13 protein-coding genes and 1 pseudogene are annotated in these 14,983 nt (G+C 71.7%); 6 read left to right on the top strand and 8 right to left on the bottom strand.

What is annotated here, in order from left to right; genetic code table 11:
* Positions 1 to 30: 30 nt before the first annotated feature.
* Entirely contained in the window at positions 31 to 1,017 is a 987-nt protein-coding gene (locus ACFCV8_RS14570) for an FAD binding domain-containing protein (protein WP_376685677.1), read from the bottom strand.
* Between the two features lie 273 nt (positions 1,018 to 1,290).
* Entirely contained in the window at positions 1,291 to 1,692 is a 402-nt protein-coding gene (locus ACFCV8_RS14565) for a hypothetical protein (RefSeq protein ID WP_376685676.1), read from the bottom strand.
* A gap of 222 nt (positions 1,693 to 1,914) precedes the next feature.
* On the opposite strand from ACFCV8_RS14565, the gene ACFCV8_RS14560 reads away from it, so the two are divergent.
* The 3 genes from ACFCV8_RS14560 to ACFCV8_RS14550 all read left to right on the top strand — a co-directional run bounded on the left by ACFCV8_RS14560 (position 1,915) and on the right by ACFCV8_RS14550 (position 3,646).
* Positions 1,915 to 2,247 (top strand): DUF6479 family protein, encoded by a 333-nt coding sequence (locus ACFCV8_RS14560; RefSeq protein WP_376685675.1) that lies wholly within the window; start codon positions 1,915 to 1,917, stop codon positions 2,245 to 2,247.
* A 51-nt stretch (positions 2,248 to 2,298) separates the two neighbouring features.
* Entirely contained in the window at positions 2,299 to 3,126 is an 828-nt protein-coding gene (locus tag ACFCV8_RS14555) for a VOC family protein (RefSeq protein WP_376685674.1), read from the top strand.
* Between the two features lie 130 nt (positions 3,127 to 3,256).
* Positions 3,257 to 3,646 carry a VOC family protein gene (locus tag ACFCV8_RS14550; protein WP_376685673.1) on the top strand — a complete coding sequence of 130 codons (390 nt, stop codon included), beginning with the start codon at positions 3,257 to 3,259 and terminating at the stop codon, positions 3,644 to 3,646.
* 36 nt (positions 3,647 to 3,682) lie between these two features.
* Here ACFCV8_RS14550 and ACFCV8_RS14545 read toward each other — a convergent pair whose 3' ends face one another.
* The 4 genes from ACFCV8_RS14545 to ACFCV8_RS14530 form a co-directional block, all read right to left on the bottom strand.
* Positions 3,683 to 4,237, bottom strand: coding sequence for a GNAT family N-acetyltransferase (locus ACFCV8_RS14545; protein ID WP_376685672.1), 555 nt, complete (start codon positions 4,235 to 4,237; stop codon positions 3,683 to 3,685).
* Positions 4,238 to 4,295: 58 nt separating this feature from the next.
* Positions 4,296 to 4,700: a DUF1992 domain-containing protein gene (locus ACFCV8_RS14540; protein WP_376685671.1), complete on the bottom strand. Its 405-nt coding sequence runs from the start codon at positions 4,698 to 4,700 to the stop codon at positions 4,296 to 4,298.
* A gap of 65 nt (positions 4,701 to 4,765) precedes the next feature.
* Entirely contained in the window at positions 4,766 to 5,707 is a 942-nt protein-coding gene (locus tag ACFCV8_RS14535) for a hypothetical protein (RefSeq protein ID WP_376685670.1), read from the bottom strand.
* Between the two features lie 70 nt (positions 5,708 to 5,777).
* On the bottom strand, positions 5,778 to 6,632 hold the full coding sequence (locus ACFCV8_RS14530; RefSeq protein ID WP_376685669.1) for a tyrosine-protein phosphatase: 855 nt from the start codon (positions 6,630 to 6,632) through the stop codon (positions 5,778 to 5,780).
* A 484-nt stretch (positions 6,633 to 7,116) separates the two neighbouring features.
* On the opposite strand from ACFCV8_RS14530, the gene mutA reads away from it, so the two are divergent.
* From mutA to meaB, 3 genes are read left to right on the top strand one after another with little or no spacing between them, the layout of a single operon-like run.
* Positions 7,117 to 8,976, top strand: coding sequence for a methylmalonyl-CoA mutase small subunit (gene mutA / locus ACFCV8_RS14525; RefSeq protein WP_376685668.1), 1,860 nt, complete (start codon positions 7,117 to 7,119; stop codon positions 8,974 to 8,976).
* Positions 8,976 to 11,177: a methylmalonyl-CoA mutase gene (gene scpA / locus ACFCV8_RS14520; protein ID WP_376685667.1), complete on the top strand. Its 2,202-nt coding sequence runs from the start codon at positions 8,976 to 8,978 to the stop codon at positions 11,175 to 11,177. The genes mutA and scpA overlap by 1 nt, the downstream gene beginning before the upstream one ends.
* A gap of 12 nt (positions 11,178 to 11,189) precedes the next feature.
* Entirely contained in the window at positions 11,190 to 12,179 is a 990-nt protein-coding gene (meaB, locus tag ACFCV8_RS14515) for a methylmalonyl Co-A mutase-associated GTPase MeaB (RefSeq protein WP_376685666.1), read from the top strand.
* A gap of 117 nt (positions 12,180 to 12,296) precedes the next feature.
* Here the strand turns inward: meaB and ACFCV8_RS14510 are convergent, their stop codons facing one another.
* Together ACFCV8_RS14510 and ACFCV8_RS14505 are read right to left on the bottom strand one after the other, a co-directional pair.
* Positions 12,297 to 13,829, bottom strand: a complete 1,533-nt coding sequence (locus ACFCV8_RS14510) for a hypothetical protein (protein ID WP_376685665.1) — start codon at positions 13,827 to 13,829, stop codon at positions 12,297 to 12,299.
* A gap of 295 nt (positions 13,830 to 14,124) precedes the next feature.
* Positions 14,125 to 14,954, bottom strand: a pseudogene (locus ACFCV8_RS14505) (GNAT family N-acetyltransferase).
* Positions 14,955 to 14,983: the final 29 nt, after the last annotated feature.

Raw genomic sequence — 14,983 nt, 5'->3', positions numbered from 1 at the left:
GTCCTCACGGCGGGGTCGGCGGCGTGGCGGTCAGCGGGCGGCGGCGAGTTCGGTGAGCGCGTCGACGGCCAGGTTGTGGGCGAGGGTCACTTTGAACGCGTTGCCCCGCAGTGGCCGGGCCGCGGCGAGCTCGGCGTCCACGGCGCGGGCGAAGGTCCCGGCGGTGGCGGGTGCGCCGCGGAGCAGGTTCTCCGCGGTGTGCGCCCGCCAGGGCCGGTGGGCGAGCCCGCCGAAGGCGAGGGCGGCGTGCTCGATCCGGCCGTCGCGGACGCTCAGCACGGCGGCGACGGACGCGAGGGCGAAGGCGAAGGCGGCGCGGTCGCGGGCCTTGCGGTAGAGGGAGGCGGCGCCGCCGGGGGGCGGCCCGAGCACCACCTCGGTGATCAGCTCGCCGGGCCGGATCCCGGTGTCCCGGTCCGGGGTGTCACCGGGCAGCCGGTGGAATCCGGTGACGGGCACGGCCCGGTCCCCGTCCGGTCCGCTCAGGTGGACGGTGGCGTCGAGGGCGCAGAGCGCCACGGCCAGGTCGGAGGGGTGGGTGGCGACGCAGTGCGCGGAGTGACCGAGTACGGCGAGGTCGCGCAGCGTGCTGTCGCGGGCGGGGCAGCCGCTGCCGGGCTCCCGTTTGTTGCACGGCTTGGAGGCGTCCTGGAAGTACGGGCAGCGGGTGCGCTGGAGCAGGTTGCCGCCGGTGGTGGCGGTGTTGCGGAGCTGGCCCCCCGCTCCGGCCAGCAGCGCCCGGGACAGGGCGGGGTAGCGGGTGCGCACGGCGGGGTGGGCGGCCAGGTCGCTGTTGCGTACGGTCGCGCCGATCCGCAGGCCGCCGTCCGGGGTGTCGGCCACGTGGTCCAGCGGCAGCCGGGTGATGTCGATGAGCAGTTCGGGGGAGGCGACCCCGAGCTTCATGAGGTCGACGAGATTGGTGCCGCCGCCGAGGAAGACCGCGCCGGGGCGGGCGGCACTCTCCCGGACGGCCTCCTCGGCGGAGCGGGCGCGGAGATAGGCGAAGGGCTTCACCGCGTCACGCCCCCGGTCGTGGCGGCGGGCGTACCGGGGCCCGCGCCGGTCCGCCCCGGGCCGTCATCCGTCGCTCCCGGCTGTCGCGCGCCGTCGTGCCGTCCGCAAGAGGGGTCCACGCGCTCACACCTTCCAGAGGCAGCCTTTTGCCCGTTTTCTACCAGACGGCCCGCTCTCCTCCCCGTCATTGCTCCGCCGCCGGGCGGTGACCGCTCGCACGGGTCGGCCCGTACCGGCCCCCACTACCGGCCCTTCAGGGCCCCGGGCCGTCGCTCAGGCCCCGGCCGCGCGGTTCGCCAGGCGGAGCCGCACCTCTTCCTCCTGGTCGCCGGAGACCGTGCCGACGACCGTCACGTCGAAGGCGTGCGCCAGGCTCCGGCGCAGCCGCTCCACCGCCCAGTAGCCGCCCTGCACGTCGACGCTCACCGGCGCGCCGAGCACGACGGACCCGGAGACCACCCGCTCCTCGGTGACGTCCACGGTCACCACCCACGCGGTCGGGCGCCGCCCCTCGAGATCCTGGGGCACGTCCACCGAGGCCCGGTCGGTGGTGAACGCCGCCCGCAGCACGTCGAAGACCATCCGCGCGTCGGCCGTCCCGCAGCCGCTGACGACGACGGACACCTCCTGGCCGTACCCGCTGCGCGCCGCTTCCTGTTCCCTGATGGTGTTCACGGCGGTTCCTTCCGCTCACTGCGCCGCCGCCCGCGGCGATTCGGGGATGCCTCCAGCCTCACCCCTGGGCCGGGCGACGGCGACAGGAGGCCACGGCCACGGCTCCGGATACCGGCACGCGCGCCCTTCACCGAACGAAACACGCCACAGGACATATCAACTTAAAACATGAATTCATGTGAATTTTTGAGTGCGAGCGTCAGCTCGGGGTATCCGGCACATATGGACATTTCGAACGCGGACCTGAGTTCGCTGGCCTTCGTGCTCGCCGACGACCGCGGCGCGACCGGGTCGGTGATGGGCATCGTCGGCGTGGTGCTGGTCGCCGTGCTCATCGGCGCGGTCTGGCTGGGGCGGCGGCGCCGCGCCCAGGAGCTGCCGCCTCCCAGACCCGACGAGCAGCCGCTGCGGCCGGACCACCGCACCCACGTGGAGGAACGCGACGTGCACGGAGACGACCACTTCCCGCCCAACGGCCGGGGCCTGTCCCCCTACGAACTCGGCGACCACGGCAACGAGCCCATTCCCCGCGAGCCCGACGAGCGGCGCGACTGACGGCTGTCGTCCGGATCAGGCCGGCCCACGACCGACGAAGGCAGTAGCACCATGACCGCAAGCCCCTCGGGCAAGGCGCCCGCACCGGCGCCGCTGACCGGATCCGCCGCGCCCTGCTGGGTCAACCTCACGACCCTCGACCTCGACTCGGCACAGGCCTTCTATGGCAGGGTGCTGGGGTGGACCTTCCGCCGGGGCGGGCTGGGGCCGGGGTTCGCGATCGCGCTCCGGGGAGGTGTGCCGGTCGCGGGGATCGGCGCGATGGCGGCCGCGTACCGGGTGGCGGTGGCATGGACGCCCTATTTCGCGGTGGCCGACGCGGATGCGACGGCCGCCCGCATCCGCGAGCGCAGCGGCACCGTCGCCGTGGGGCCGATGGCGCTCGGCAGGGGACGCGGGGCGCTGGTGGCGGACCGGGACGGCGCGATGTTCGGCATCTGGCAGCGGCCCGGGCCCACCACGTCGCCGCCCGCGCCGGACGACCACTCGCACGCCCGGCTGCGGCTGCACACCCGCAACGCCTTCGACGCGGCGATCTTCTACGGCGAGGTGCTCGGCTGGGAGAGCGGCCGTCCGGGTTGCTGCGAGGTGTCCTACGAGAAGGACGAGGTCGTCGTCGACTGCGACGGCCACCGTCTCGCCCGGATCAGCTCCGGCGCCGTGGAGGCCGCACCCGATCCGCTGGTCCGCCCGCACTGGCAGGTGCATTTCCCCGTCGGCAACGTGGCGGCCACGGTGGCGTCGGCGCAGGCCAACGGCGGCAGGCTCGCGGAACGGCCCGCGACGGCGCGGGACGGCGAGGCGACGCTTCTCGATCCGGACGGCGGCCTCTTCACGGTCATCGACGCCCAAGGGTCCGGAGCGAGTGATTCCGACTGACTGGATCCTTTCGGACGTTCTCGACGGTAAGTTCGAATTGATCTAGGGTTCTGAGTACGGCATCGCGCGTCGGTCACCGGCTGGGTGAGGCGTGGAGGTGCCCGTGAGTGCCTGATGGAGGCATTCCACCGTGTCAGTTTCGTTGAATCACACCATCATTCATGCCCGGGACAACCGGGAGTCCGCCGAGTTCCTGGCAAGCATTCTGGGCCTGGAAGTCGGCGAGGAATGGGGCCCCTTCGTCCCCGTCGATACCGCGAACGGCGTCACTCTGGACTTCGCGAGCATCCCCGAGTCCTCGATCGTCATGCAGCACTACGCCTTCCTCGTCTCGGAGGACGAGTTCGACACGGCGTACGCCAGGATCAAGGAGCTCGGGATCACGTACTACGCGGATCCGCACCAAAAGCATCCGGGCGAGATCAACCACAACGACGGCGGCCGGGGCGTGTACTTCCTCGATCCCGCCGGGCACGCCATGGAGATCATCACGCGTCCGTACGGGGGCTTTCCCGCCTGACCCGGACACCATCCGCTGAACGGGGCGGGCCGGGACTCACGAGGGTTCCGGCCCGCCCCGTTCCGTGTCATCGGCGTTCCCGGTGTTCTCCGCGCGGGGCCGGCCGACCGGCAGCAGCAGTTCGGGCCGGTCCCACATCACCGCGGGCGGGTCGGCCCGCAGGGTCCCGGTCCGCCGGGCCCCCACGCTCCGGTAGAAGCCCTCGGCGGGCGGGTGCGAGACGACCCGGACACCGGTGAGGCCCGCGCGCCCGGCCTCGTCGCGCAGATGGCCGATGAGCAGCCGCCCGATGCCGAGTCCCTGCGCATCGTTGGCGACGAACATCAGGTCGAGCTCCGGCGGAGCCAGCACCAGAGCGTAGAAGCCGAGCAACCTGGCGGTACCGGGCTGCTCGGCCACGAAGACCCGGTGCGCCTCGATGTAGTCGGGGCCCATCCGGTATCCGGCGACCATGGCGGCGTACCGGCCTTCGTAGGCGCGCGACGACCTGACCAGCCGGGTGAGCGCTTTCGCGTCACGTGCGGTGGCCCGCCTGATGCGCACGGTCTCCGCTCGCACTCCGCCGCCCCGTCGAGTAACGCCCGATTTCATGAGGTGAGTATTACGCACCCGAACGTCGGGCGGCTCGGCGGGGCGGCGCGACCGGCGTCTACTCCGATGTGCGGGCCTCGCGCCACTCGGCGACCACGGCCTCCACGTCGAACGGCTTCCGGTTGAGCGGTGGCCCGGGCGGCGGTGTTTGGAGGTTCGCCCGGATCCTCTCGTTGACGTCGGCCAGCAGACTCCGCACCTCGCGCTCCGTCCGCACCCCGGGCAGCGCCGCGACGAGGTCCTCCGCCTCCTTGCGCAGGGCCAGGGTCGGCGGCAGCACCGACACCCCCTCGCGCTGGAGCTTCTGCTTGATCCACCAATTCTCGTCGTAGGGGGCCTCAAGACTGGGGAGCGGCTTGCCGAACCCCTCCAACTTGGCGAATTCGCCACGCTGTTCGGACTCCCGCACCTGTTTGTCCACCCACGATTCGAAGCTCATGCCCGCAGGTTTGCGCTCGGTCAAGATGCACCCCTCTCGGAGATCGGACCCGACCCTTTCACCCTACCCACGGGCCGCCCGGGGCCGGGTCAGTGGGCGTGCTCCGCGGGCGCCCCGGCACCGCTCCCCTCGCGCTCCGCACCGCCCCGGGAAGCGTCCGCCACCCGGACGGTGAAGGCCGCCGTGCGCACCTTGCCCTCGTGCTTGAAGTCGAGGAAGAGCCGGTACGCGCCCGCGGTCGGCGCCGTGGCGGTGAAGGAGACCACCGGGCCGGGACCGCCCTCGTTCGGGTGGACGTGCAGGTAGGCGAGGTCGCCCGAGCGCAGCGCGACCAGATGCCCGTACGCGCCGAGATAGGGCTCCAGGTCGGTGACGGGGCGGCCGTCACGGCTGATCGAGGGCTTCAGTTCACCCGGCCGCCCGGCGCGGAGCTCGCCGTCGAGCGTGACCCGGTATCCGTCGACCTCGGCGACCGCCCGGGGGGCCGGAAGGGCGCCCGGGCGGTAGGCGCCGGAGACGGCGAGGTCGGCTCCCAGCGTGAGGTTCTCGGCACCCGCCCCCGCCGGGGTGAAGTCCGCGAACACCCGGTAGCCGCCGGCCCTGGGCAGGTCGACAGGGGTCGACCAGGTGCCGTCGGCCGCGCGGACGGGGTGCAGGTGGCGGTACTGGGTGAGGTCGGTCGAGGCGAGGATGAAGTGCAGTTCCTTGCCGTGCTCGCGCTTGTACGCGGTGACCTTGCGCCCGCTGTCGTCCTTGACCGCGAAGCGGATCTCACCCTTCTCCCCGGCCTCGACCGTCGGCGTCTCCAGGGCAAGGGTGTAGCCGCCCTCGGAAACCTGGAGCCCGCCCGGCAGCTCGTCCGCCACCTGCTTCGCACCGCCGCCCTCTCCCCCGCCGTGGCCGCCGTGCTGCCCCGCGGGGCGGTCCTCGGCGCCGACCAGCGGGTCGACTCCCCGGCCCACGCCGTAAGCGGTTCCGAAGGTCGCGGCGAGCGCTGCGGCGAAGGCGGTGATCCTCAGTGCGTTGTTCATGACGGTTCCCTCCAGCGGTGGACCGGGAGGCGGCGCTTCCCGACGCACCACAAGATACCCCCTGGGGGTATCAAGTCAACCCCGGGGTCTCCTCCCCCCTCTCGATCGGGGCACTCGGTGCGGGTGCCCGGTCCGGCACCACCAGGGCGTCCCGCAGCCGTTCCAGCACGGCGTCCGGGATGCGCAGGCCGTCGCGTACGTACCCGTCGAAACCGCCCCAGCGCTCGTCCACCGCATCCAGCGCCGTGTCCAGGTAGCGGGGCCGCACCTCGGTGATGGCGGACGCGATCCGCGGGTCGCCGCCGGCGTCGAGGAAGCGGCGGACCCGGTCCGCGAAAACGTCGCGCACCACCGGATTGACCGCGAGGAATTCCGCCCGCACCACCTCGCGGGACGCGCCGAGCATCATCAGCAGTACGGCGGCCCCCCAGCCGGTGCGGTCCTTGCCCGCCGTGCAGTGGAACAGCACCGGGCGGGCATGTTCGTCGGCGACCGTCTCGATGAAGGCCCGGTACGCGGCGGACGCCCCGGGCGACAGCACCATCTGCCGGTAGGTGTCGGCGAACATCCCTTCCGCCCGTCCGCCGCCCAGCAGTTGCTCGGCCTCCACCGGGTCGGCGAGCAGCGCGCGCAGCCGGGCGGGCGGCACGCCCGGATTTCCCCCGAGCACATCGGCGACGAAGAGTCTCGCCCCGGGCGGCAGCCGGTCGGGGGCCGCCGCCCGCTCGTCGGCGGTCCGCAGGTCTACGACGGTGCGGATGCCCAGCGCGGCCACCTCCGAGTCCTGCTCCGCGTCGAGCCCGCTGAGCTGGCCGGACCGCAGGACGGCACCCGCCCGGAACCGGAGGTCCGCACCGAGGGCGATGCCGCCCAGGTCACGCAGATTGAGGACAGTGGATGCCGGGACGGCCCTGGCGGTCTGCACGTTGCACTTCCCCTTTTGATTCCCGACGGGTTCCCGAATTCATTCGGCCCGATCTTCACAAACGTCGCACGTGGCCGGAGGATCGACAAAGTAAAACGCCGGTCTGCGCCCATCGGGAGCACATACGAAAGGCGGAGCAACGAGAAAAGCAGTGACACTCACGGGAGTTCGCACGCCGGTCGGTTGGGTTACCACGCCAATAGCGGTGTGTTTTCCGCAATTCATCAGGAAGGGAATCACCCCCGGTGGGCGGACCATGAGCGGGACTCGGCGAATTCCCGCTCCGGGGATTCGCGCCACCGCCGCCGGCCGCCCCGGGCACCGCGCCGCCCCTCGCCGGTCCGGGCGGTGACCCGCACCCCGTCCTCCGTCGAGCTCGGCGCCCGTATGCCACGGTGGGTGAAGGATCAAGCGCACTCCGGAGAGGGCAAAGTCACAAGAGGAACGCGAGCTGCCCCGGAGCGCCCTGACCTAGCATCTGGGCATGACGGTCCTGCCTGCCGACGGGCTTTCGTTGGCCGCCGAATTCCCTGCTCCCGCCCATGAGCACTGGCAACGCCTCGTCGAAGGCGTACTGCGTAAATCGGGCAAGGAAGCCGAGGGTCCGGCCGCCGAGGAAGCGCTGTCCACCACAGTGGAGGACGGGCTCATCACCCGCCCGCTCTACACCTCGCGCGACAGCGCGCCCGATGCCGGATACCCAGGCTTCGCCCCCTTCACCCGAGGCAGCAAGGCCGCGGGCAACGCGACGGGCGGCTGGGACGTACGGCAACGGCACGCACTCACGGATGCCGCCCGCCTCAACGAGGCGGTCCTCGCCGATCTGGAGAACGGCGCCACCTCGCTGTGGCTCACCGTCGGCGGCCGTACCGGCGTCCCGGTGTCCGCGCTGGCGACGGCACTGGACGGCGTGTACCTCGATCTGGCGCCCGTGGTGCTCGACGCCGGTGCCGAGACCGACGCGGCGGCCACGGAGCTGCTGCGGATCTGCGCGGAGCGCGGTGTCGGCGCACCTGACGTGCGCGGCAATCTGGGCGCCGACCCGCTGGGGCGGGCCGCCCGCACCGGCGCCGAGCCCGACCACACGGCCGCGGTCCACTGGGCGCGGCGGTGCGCGCGGGAGTTCCCCGGTCTGCGCGCGCTGGCCGTCGACGCGCTGCCGTACCACGAGGCGGGCGGATCGGCCGCCGAGGAGCTGGGTGCCTCACTGGCGAGCGGTGTGGCGCTGCTGCGGACGCTGACGGACGCCGGGATGCCGGTCGAGGATGCCTGCGGGCAGCTGGAGTTCCGGTACGCGGCGACCGCCGACCAGTTCCTGACCATCGCGAAGCTGCGGGCCGCCCGGCGGCTCTGGTCGCGGGTGGCGGAGGTCTGCGGGGCGCCGGGGGCCGGTGCCCAGCGCCAGCACGCGGTGACGTCGTCGGTGATGATGACGCGGCGCGATCCCTGGGTGAACATGCTGCGTACGACGCTGGCCTGCCTCGGCGCGGGGGTCGGCGGCGCCGACTCCGTGACCGTGCTGCCGTTCGATCACGCCCTGGGCCTGCCGGACGCGTTCGCCCGCCGCATCGCCCGCAACACCTCGACGATCCTGCTGGAGGAGTCGCAGCTGGCCCGGGTCATCGACCCGGCGGGCGGTTCCTGGTACGTGGAACGGCTGACCGCCGAACTGGCCGGGGCCGCGTGGGCGTTCTTCCAGGAGATCGAGCGGTCCGGCGGCCAGGCAGCGGCCCTGCGCTCCGGGATGATCGAGGAACGTCTCGCGGCGACCTGGGCGGCCCGCAGCAGGGATCTGGCGCGCCGCAAGGAACCGGTCACCGGGGTCAGTGAGTTCCCGCAGCTGGCGGAGCGCCCGGTGGAGCGCGAGCCCGCGCCCCTGGAGACGGACGGGCCGGGCGGCCTGCCCCGGGTCCGGCGGGACGAGGCGTTCGAGGCGCTGCGCGCCCGGTCGGACGCACATCTCGCGGCGACCGGACAGCGCCCGAAGGTGTTCCTCGCCGCGCTGGGCCCCGCCGCGGCGCACACCGCGCGGGCCTCCTTCGCCGCCAACCTCTTCCAGGCGGGCGGCATCGAGCCGGTGCACGACCCGGTCACGGTCGACGCGGCGACGGCCGCCGACGCCTTCCGGGCCAGCGGGGCCACGGTGGCGTGCCTCTGCTCCAGTGACACGCTCTACGCCGAGCAGGCCGCGGAGGTCGCCGGAGCGCTGGGCGCTGCGGGCGCCCGCCGGGTGTTCCTGGCCGGCAGACCCGGCGAGTACGCCGGTGTCGACGAGTACGTCTTCGCGGGCTCCGATGTGGTGACCGTGCTCTCCTCCCTTCTCGACCGTATGGATGTGGCGTAATGCGTATCCCCGACTTCTCCGGCATCGAGCTCGGCCCGGGCGCCGCCGCCGAGGTCTCCGAGGACCGGTGGCGCACTTCGGTGAAGGAGTCCACCGGTGGTTCCGACAGCGATCTGCTGTGGGAGACCCCGGAGGGCATCGCGGTCAAGCCGCTGTACACCGGGCGCGATCTGGAAGGGCTCGACTTCCTCGGCACGTACCCGGGCATCGCCCCGTACCTGCGGGGCCCGTACCCGACGATGTACGTCAACCAGCCCTGGACGATCCGGCAGTACGCCGGGTTCTCCACGGCCGAGGAGTCCAACGCCTTCTACCGTCGCAATTTGGCGGCCGGTCAGAAGGGTCTCTCCGTCGCCTTCGACCTGCCCACCCACCGCGGCTACGACAGCGACCACCCGCGGGTGACCGGCGACGTCGGCATGGCGGGCGTGGCGATCGACTCGATCTACGACATGCGGCAGCTCTTCGACGGCATCCCGCTGGACCGGATGTCGGTGTCGATGACGATGAACGGCGCGGTCCTTCCCGTACTGGCGCTGTACATCGTGGCGGCGGAGGAGCAGGGCGTCGGGCCCGAGAAGCTGGCCGGGACCATTCAGAACGACATTCTGAAGGAGTTCATGGTCCGCAACACCTACATCTATCCGCCGAAGCCGTCGATGCGGATCATCTCGGACATCTTCGCGTTCACCTCGCAGAAGATGCCGCGCTACAACTCGATCTCCATCTCCGGCTATCACATCCAGGAGGCCGGTGCGACGGCCGATCTGGAGCTGGCGTACACCCTGGCCGACGGGGTGGAGTATCTGCGGGCCGGGCGGGACGCGGGGCTCGACGTGGACGCCTTCGCGCCCCGGCTGTCGTTCTTCTGGGCGATCGGCATGAACTTCTTCATGGAGATCGCGAAGCTGCGGGCGGCCCGGCTGCTCTGGGCCAAGCTGGTCAAGGAGTTCGGGCCGAAGAACGCCAAGTCGCTCTCGCTGCGCACCCATTCGCAGACCTCGGGCTGGTCGCTGACGGCGCAGGACGTGTTCAACAACGTCACCCGGACCTGTGTGGAGGCGATGGCCGCCACCCAGGGGCACACCCAGTCGCTGCACACCAACGCGCTGGACGAGGCGCTCGCCCTGCCGACCGACTTCTCCGCCCGGATCGCCCGCAACACCCAGCTGCTCATCCAGCAGGAGTCGGGCACCTGCCGGACGATCGACCCGTGGGGCGGCAGCGCATACGTGGAGAAGCTGACGTACGACCTGGCGCGCCGGGCCTGGCAGCACATCGAGGAGGTCGAGGCGGCCGGCGGCATGGCGCAGGCCATCGACGCGGGCATTCCGAAGCTCCGGGTGGAGGAGGCCGCGGCCCGGACCCAGGCGCGGATCGACTCCGGGCGCCAGCCGGTGATCGGGGTGAACAAGTACCGGGTGGAGAGCGACGAGCAGATCGAGGTGCTCAAGGTCGACAACTCCTCGGTGCGCGCCCAGCAGATCGAGAAGCTGCGCCGACTGCGCGCGGAGCGCGACGAGCAGGCCTGCCGGGCCGCGCTCGGGGCGCTCACCGCGGCGGCGGAGCGGGGGCCGGGACAGGGCCTGGAGGGCAACCTGCTGGCGCTCGCGGTCGACGCGGCACGCGCGAAGGCGACCGTGGGCGAGATCTCCGACGCCCTGGAGAAGGTGTACGGACGGCACGCCGGCCAGATCCGTACGATCTCCGGTGTGTACCGCAACGAGGCAGGTGAATCCCCTTCCGTGGACCGGACCCGGGCGCTGGTGGACAGGTTCGAGGAGGCCGAGGGGCGCCGTCCGCGCATCCTGGTCGCCAAGATGGGCCAGGACGGCCACGACCGCGGCCAGAAGGTGATCTCGACCGCCTTCGCCGACCTGGGCTTCGACGTCGACGTCGGCCCGCTGTTCCAGACCCCGGCCGAGGTGGCGCGGCAGGCGGTGGAGGCGGACGTGCACATCGTGGGCGTCTCCTCGCTGGCCGCCGGACACCTCACGCTGGTCCCGGCACTCCGTGAGGAACTGGCGGCCGAGGGGCGCGAGGACATCATGATCGTGGTGGGCGGGGTGATCCCGCCGCAGGACGTCGAGGCGCTGCACGAGGCGGGTGCGACGGCCGTGTTCCCGCCGGGCACGGTCATCCCGGATGCCGCGTACGACCTGGTGACGCGGCTCGGTACCGAGCTCGGCCACGAGTTGTGAGCGGCTGATCGGATGCCAGTGAAGATCGACATCGACAGCTACGCGAAAGGGGTGCTCGGCGGGAAGCGGGCGTACATCGCGCGCGCCATCACGCTCGTCGAGTCCCTCCGCCCCGATCACCGGGAGCTGGCCCAGCGGCTGCTGCGCGAGCTGCTGCCGCACTCCGGCAAGGCCCGGCGGATCGGGATCAGCGGGGTGCCGGGGGTGGGGAAGTCCACCTTCATCGACGCGCTGGGCACGATGCTCACCGGTCTCGGGCACCGGGTCGCGGTGCTGGCCGTCGACCCGTCCTCCAGCCGTACCGGCGGCTCCATCCTGGGCGACAAGACCAGGATGGAGCGGCTCGCGGTGGACCCGGCGGCGTTCGTCCGCCCGTCCCCGACCGCCGGAACGCTCGGCGGGGTGGCGAAGGCGACCCGGGAGTCCATCGTGGTGATGGAGGCCGCGGGGTACGACGTGGTGCTGGTGGAGACGGTCGGTGTCGGGCAGTCGGAGACGGCGGTGGCCAACATGGTCGACACGTTTCTGCTGCTGACGCTGGCGCGGACCGGCGATCAGCTCCAGGGCATCAAGAAGGGCGTCCTGGAGCTGGCGGACGCGATCGCGGTGAACAAGGCGGACGGACCGCACGAGCGCGACGCCCGCGCCGCCGCGCGTGAACTGGCGGGCGCCCTGCGGCTGATGCACCCGGTGGACGCGGCGTGGAGCCCGCCGGTCCTCACGTGCAGCGCCCGCGAGTCGACCGGCCTGGACACCCTGTGGGAGCGGCTCGAGCAGCACCGCGCGCAGCTGGACGCGAGCGGGCGGCTCGCCGCGAAGCGCCGGGACCAGCAGGTCGACTGGACCTGGACGATGGTGCGCGACGAGCTGCTGGAGAGCCTGCGCGCCCACCCCCAGGTACGCTCCCTCACCCCTGGGCTCGAACAGCGGGTGCGTGACGGGGAGTTGACGCCGACGGCGGCGGCGGATCACATCCTGGCCGCGTTCCGGGGCATCGCCTGATCCATGAGCCGTACCGGTGGCCGGGGCGTTTCCCCGGCCACCGGTGGACGGCATGGAGGGACGGCCCGGGGCCTGGCGGCGTCCGCAGGACGTCGCCGGGCCGTGCGGCGGCTGCCGTTACTGGGACAGGGACTTGGCGAAGAGGGAGTAGAGGTGTTTGTTCGCCTCTTCCTGATTCGGGTAGAGAACGAGGACGCGGATTTCCAGCTTTCCGCCCTTCGGGACGACGTGGATTCCTTCGGGGGGCGACCCGAGGACGATCCTTCCATTGGAGCCGTCTTCGACGATCATTCCCCAGAACGTGTTGGTGAATTCCTTGTGGAGAATCGCCCCGGCCGGAAGCTGACCGAATCCGACATTCCAGTGCGTGACGTCGGTTTCACCGGCATACAGGGTGACGTCATAGGAGTGGACAAACTTCTGGGACTCCCAGTCCTGCCAGCTGGAGTTGAATTTTTGATCGACGGTGAGATTGTTCTTCACCGCGGTGAAAGCGACCGTTTCCGGGGCCGATTCCTCGCCGCCCCGTACGGCCTTCACCGTCACCGTGTGACTGCCCGGGCTCCATCCGCCCGCTCGGCGGAATGACCAGTTCCGACCGTTGATCCTGGCACTGCCGAGCTTGGTGCCGCCCTCGGTGAAGCTCACCGACTCGGCGTTGAACGCGACGCCGTCGACCGCGGCATCGGTGTCGATCTCCACACCGCTGCGGGGCGACCTGATGTCCACGACGGGGCTCGGGAGCGTGACGTAGAAATGCAGGTAGGCCTTGCCCGAGGTCACGTCGTCGCGCACGGCCACCGCGGCGAGGTCGTGCTGCCCGAGCGGCCAGTCGGCGTCCGGGACGTACTCCCATGCGCCGTCCTTGACCGGGAGGGTGCCCAGGTGCTTGGCGTCCTCGTCGTAGAGCAGCACCTGCTGGACGTCGGGGGCGGCCGAACCCTGGACGGGCCGGCGGCGGTTCTGGGTCTGGGCGTCGGCCGCAGGGGCGGTGAAGACTGGGAGCGGCACCGGCCGGGCGAAGGCGAGGGCGGACTGCGCCTGGTCGTTCCACGTCCGGGTCGGGCTGTTCGCCAGCGCGATCCCCGTCATGTCGTCGATCGACGTACCGGCCTTGACGGGCAGCTGACCGCCGCCCTGATCGGTACGCGTGAAGAGGACGTTGTCGTCTTCGGTGTTGTTGACGACGGAGCTCACTCCGTCGTCGCTCTGATCGAATCCGTAATCACTGAAGTTGTTCGCTGTCCCCTTGGCCGGAATAACGAGAATCTTGTCCCGCGGCCCGTCCTCGTTGTAGTTGATGTCGACAAAAAGCGCAAAGGCGCCTGCGGGGGCCTTGTCCTTGCCTCGGCCGCGAATCACGTAGGGCGCGTTGCTGGAATTCCTGTTCTCGTCCGCCATTCTCCACTCCCCTGTCAGAATTTCCGATCTTCCGCCGCAAGATTGATTCACGGTCCGATTTGCTGTCAACTCTGAAATTTGTTCGAGAGCGATCGGGTCAACTTCCAGGTTGGCCGGATCGGGTACGGAGACCGGCAAAGGTGTTGGGGGTCGCGCCGGCCAGGAAAGCGGGTCGGCGGGGCGCGGAGGGTGTTGCCGCGCCGTGAGCCACTGCCCGGCGGCCGCCGCCGGGCAGCGCGAAATCGCCACGCGACCGGCCGTCGCCCCCTCGTGGGCACGGTGGCCCGCGCGCGAATCGATCGGCCAACAGTTCCGTCGGTGCCCACCCGTCGAACGATGTACCGAAAGGCCGAACCGGTTCGGTGGTTCGAAGCCCCAGGCACCGAGGCTGTCCCGAAATCCCTGGTGGATCGGCGCACGGCGTGTGATGCGGCGCATCGCGGGGCGGAGGGACGTCCGGGTACTGGGCGTATCCGGACGTCCCGGGAGCGCGGCGGGGCGCCGTGGCCTTCGCTGTGCGCCCGCCGGGGCCTACGGGGGGACCTCAGAGGTCCAGCTGGTACTCGAACGACCGGGTGGGTCGGCTCGTAGCCGAGCGCTTCGTTGATGCGCCGCATGGGGGCGTCGCTCTCGGCGGTGTCCGCCAGCAGTCCTTCGAGGGCGGGGTGGTTCTCCCGGGCCCGGAGGATGGAGCGGGCCTTCATCCACGTTTCGGGGCCGCACCCCCGGAGCCCGGGGAGGACCCCGGTGCCGTAGTGCCGGGCGTCGCCCGTTCCGTCGCCCGGCACGGCCGGTTCCGTGAAGCCCACGATCGTGCCGTCCGCTTCGTCGGCCGCCCGCGACCGTGTGGAGCAGGTCGCCGCGGGCCGCGACGGCCGAGCGGACCCAGTCCACGTCCCGGACGACCGTGCCGAGGTCGCTGTCGTCCACGGGCATGTCGTCCATGGCCCGGCGGGAGCGGGCGAAGGCCTCCGCGAGCTCGTCGGGGACGGTGCCGTCCCAGGAGATGAGCCGGCAGCCGGGGTGCGGCTGCCCGACGGCCCGGCGCAGCTTCTCGGCGCCGGCCGCACGTACAGCAGCATGCGCATCCCCTCGGCCCGCAGGAAGCGGTCGCCCGGGGACCCGGCGCGGACCTGCGCGAGGACGCTGCGCCGTCCCGCCTCGCGGGCGGCGGCGACGGCGGCGCCGAAGAGCCGTGCGCCGATGCCCGCGCGGCGTTCCGCCGGGTGGACCCGGATCTCCAACTCGGCGAGATGGTCCTGACCTTCGCGGGTGAAGACGCGCTGGAACGCCGAGCCGAGCGGGACTCCGGAGGAATCGGCGGCGAGCCAGGCCGGGCGGCGGCTCCCCCGGGGACCGGTCCGGGCCGGTCAGCGCGGTGACGCGTAGCGACGAGGCGACTC

It is taken from the genome of Streptomyces sp. NPDC056347 (assembly GCF_042262625.1).
GTDB lineage: Bacteria > Actinomycetota > Actinomycetes > Streptomycetales > Streptomycetaceae > Streptomyces.
The sequence above is the reverse complement of the archived record's forward strand: the minus strand, read 5'-3'. Positions and strand labels throughout refer to the sequence as shown.

Bases quoted from the DNA above. Each gene is read 5' to 3' on its own strand.
- ACFCV8_RS14560 (WP_376685675.1), top strand. From the start codon at position 1,915: ATGGACATTTCGAACGCGGACCTGAGTTCGCTGGCCTTCGTGCTCGCC.
- ACFCV8_RS14555 (WP_376685674.1), top strand. From the start codon at position 2,299: ATGACCGCAAGCCCCTCGGGCAAGGCGCCCGCACCGGCGCCGCTGACC.
- ACFCV8_RS14545 (WP_376685672.1), bottom strand. From the start codon at position 4,237: ATGAAATCGGGCGTTACTCGACGGGGCGGCGGAGTGCGAGCGGAGACC.
- ACFCV8_RS14535 (WP_376685670.1), bottom strand. From the start codon at position 5,707: ATGAACAACGCACTGAGGATCACCGCCTTCGCCGCAGCGCTCGCCGCG.
- mutA (WP_376685668.1), top strand. From the start codon at position 7,117: ATGACGGTCCTGCCTGCCGACGGGCTTTCGTTGGCCGCCGAATTCCCT.
- scpA (WP_376685667.1), top strand. From the start codon at position 8,976: ATGCGTATCCCCGACTTCTCCGGCATCGAGCTCGGCCCGGGCGCCGCC.
- meaB (WP_376685666.1), top strand. From the start codon at position 11,190: ATGCCAGTGAAGATCGACATCGACAGCTACGCGAAAGGGGTGCTCGGC.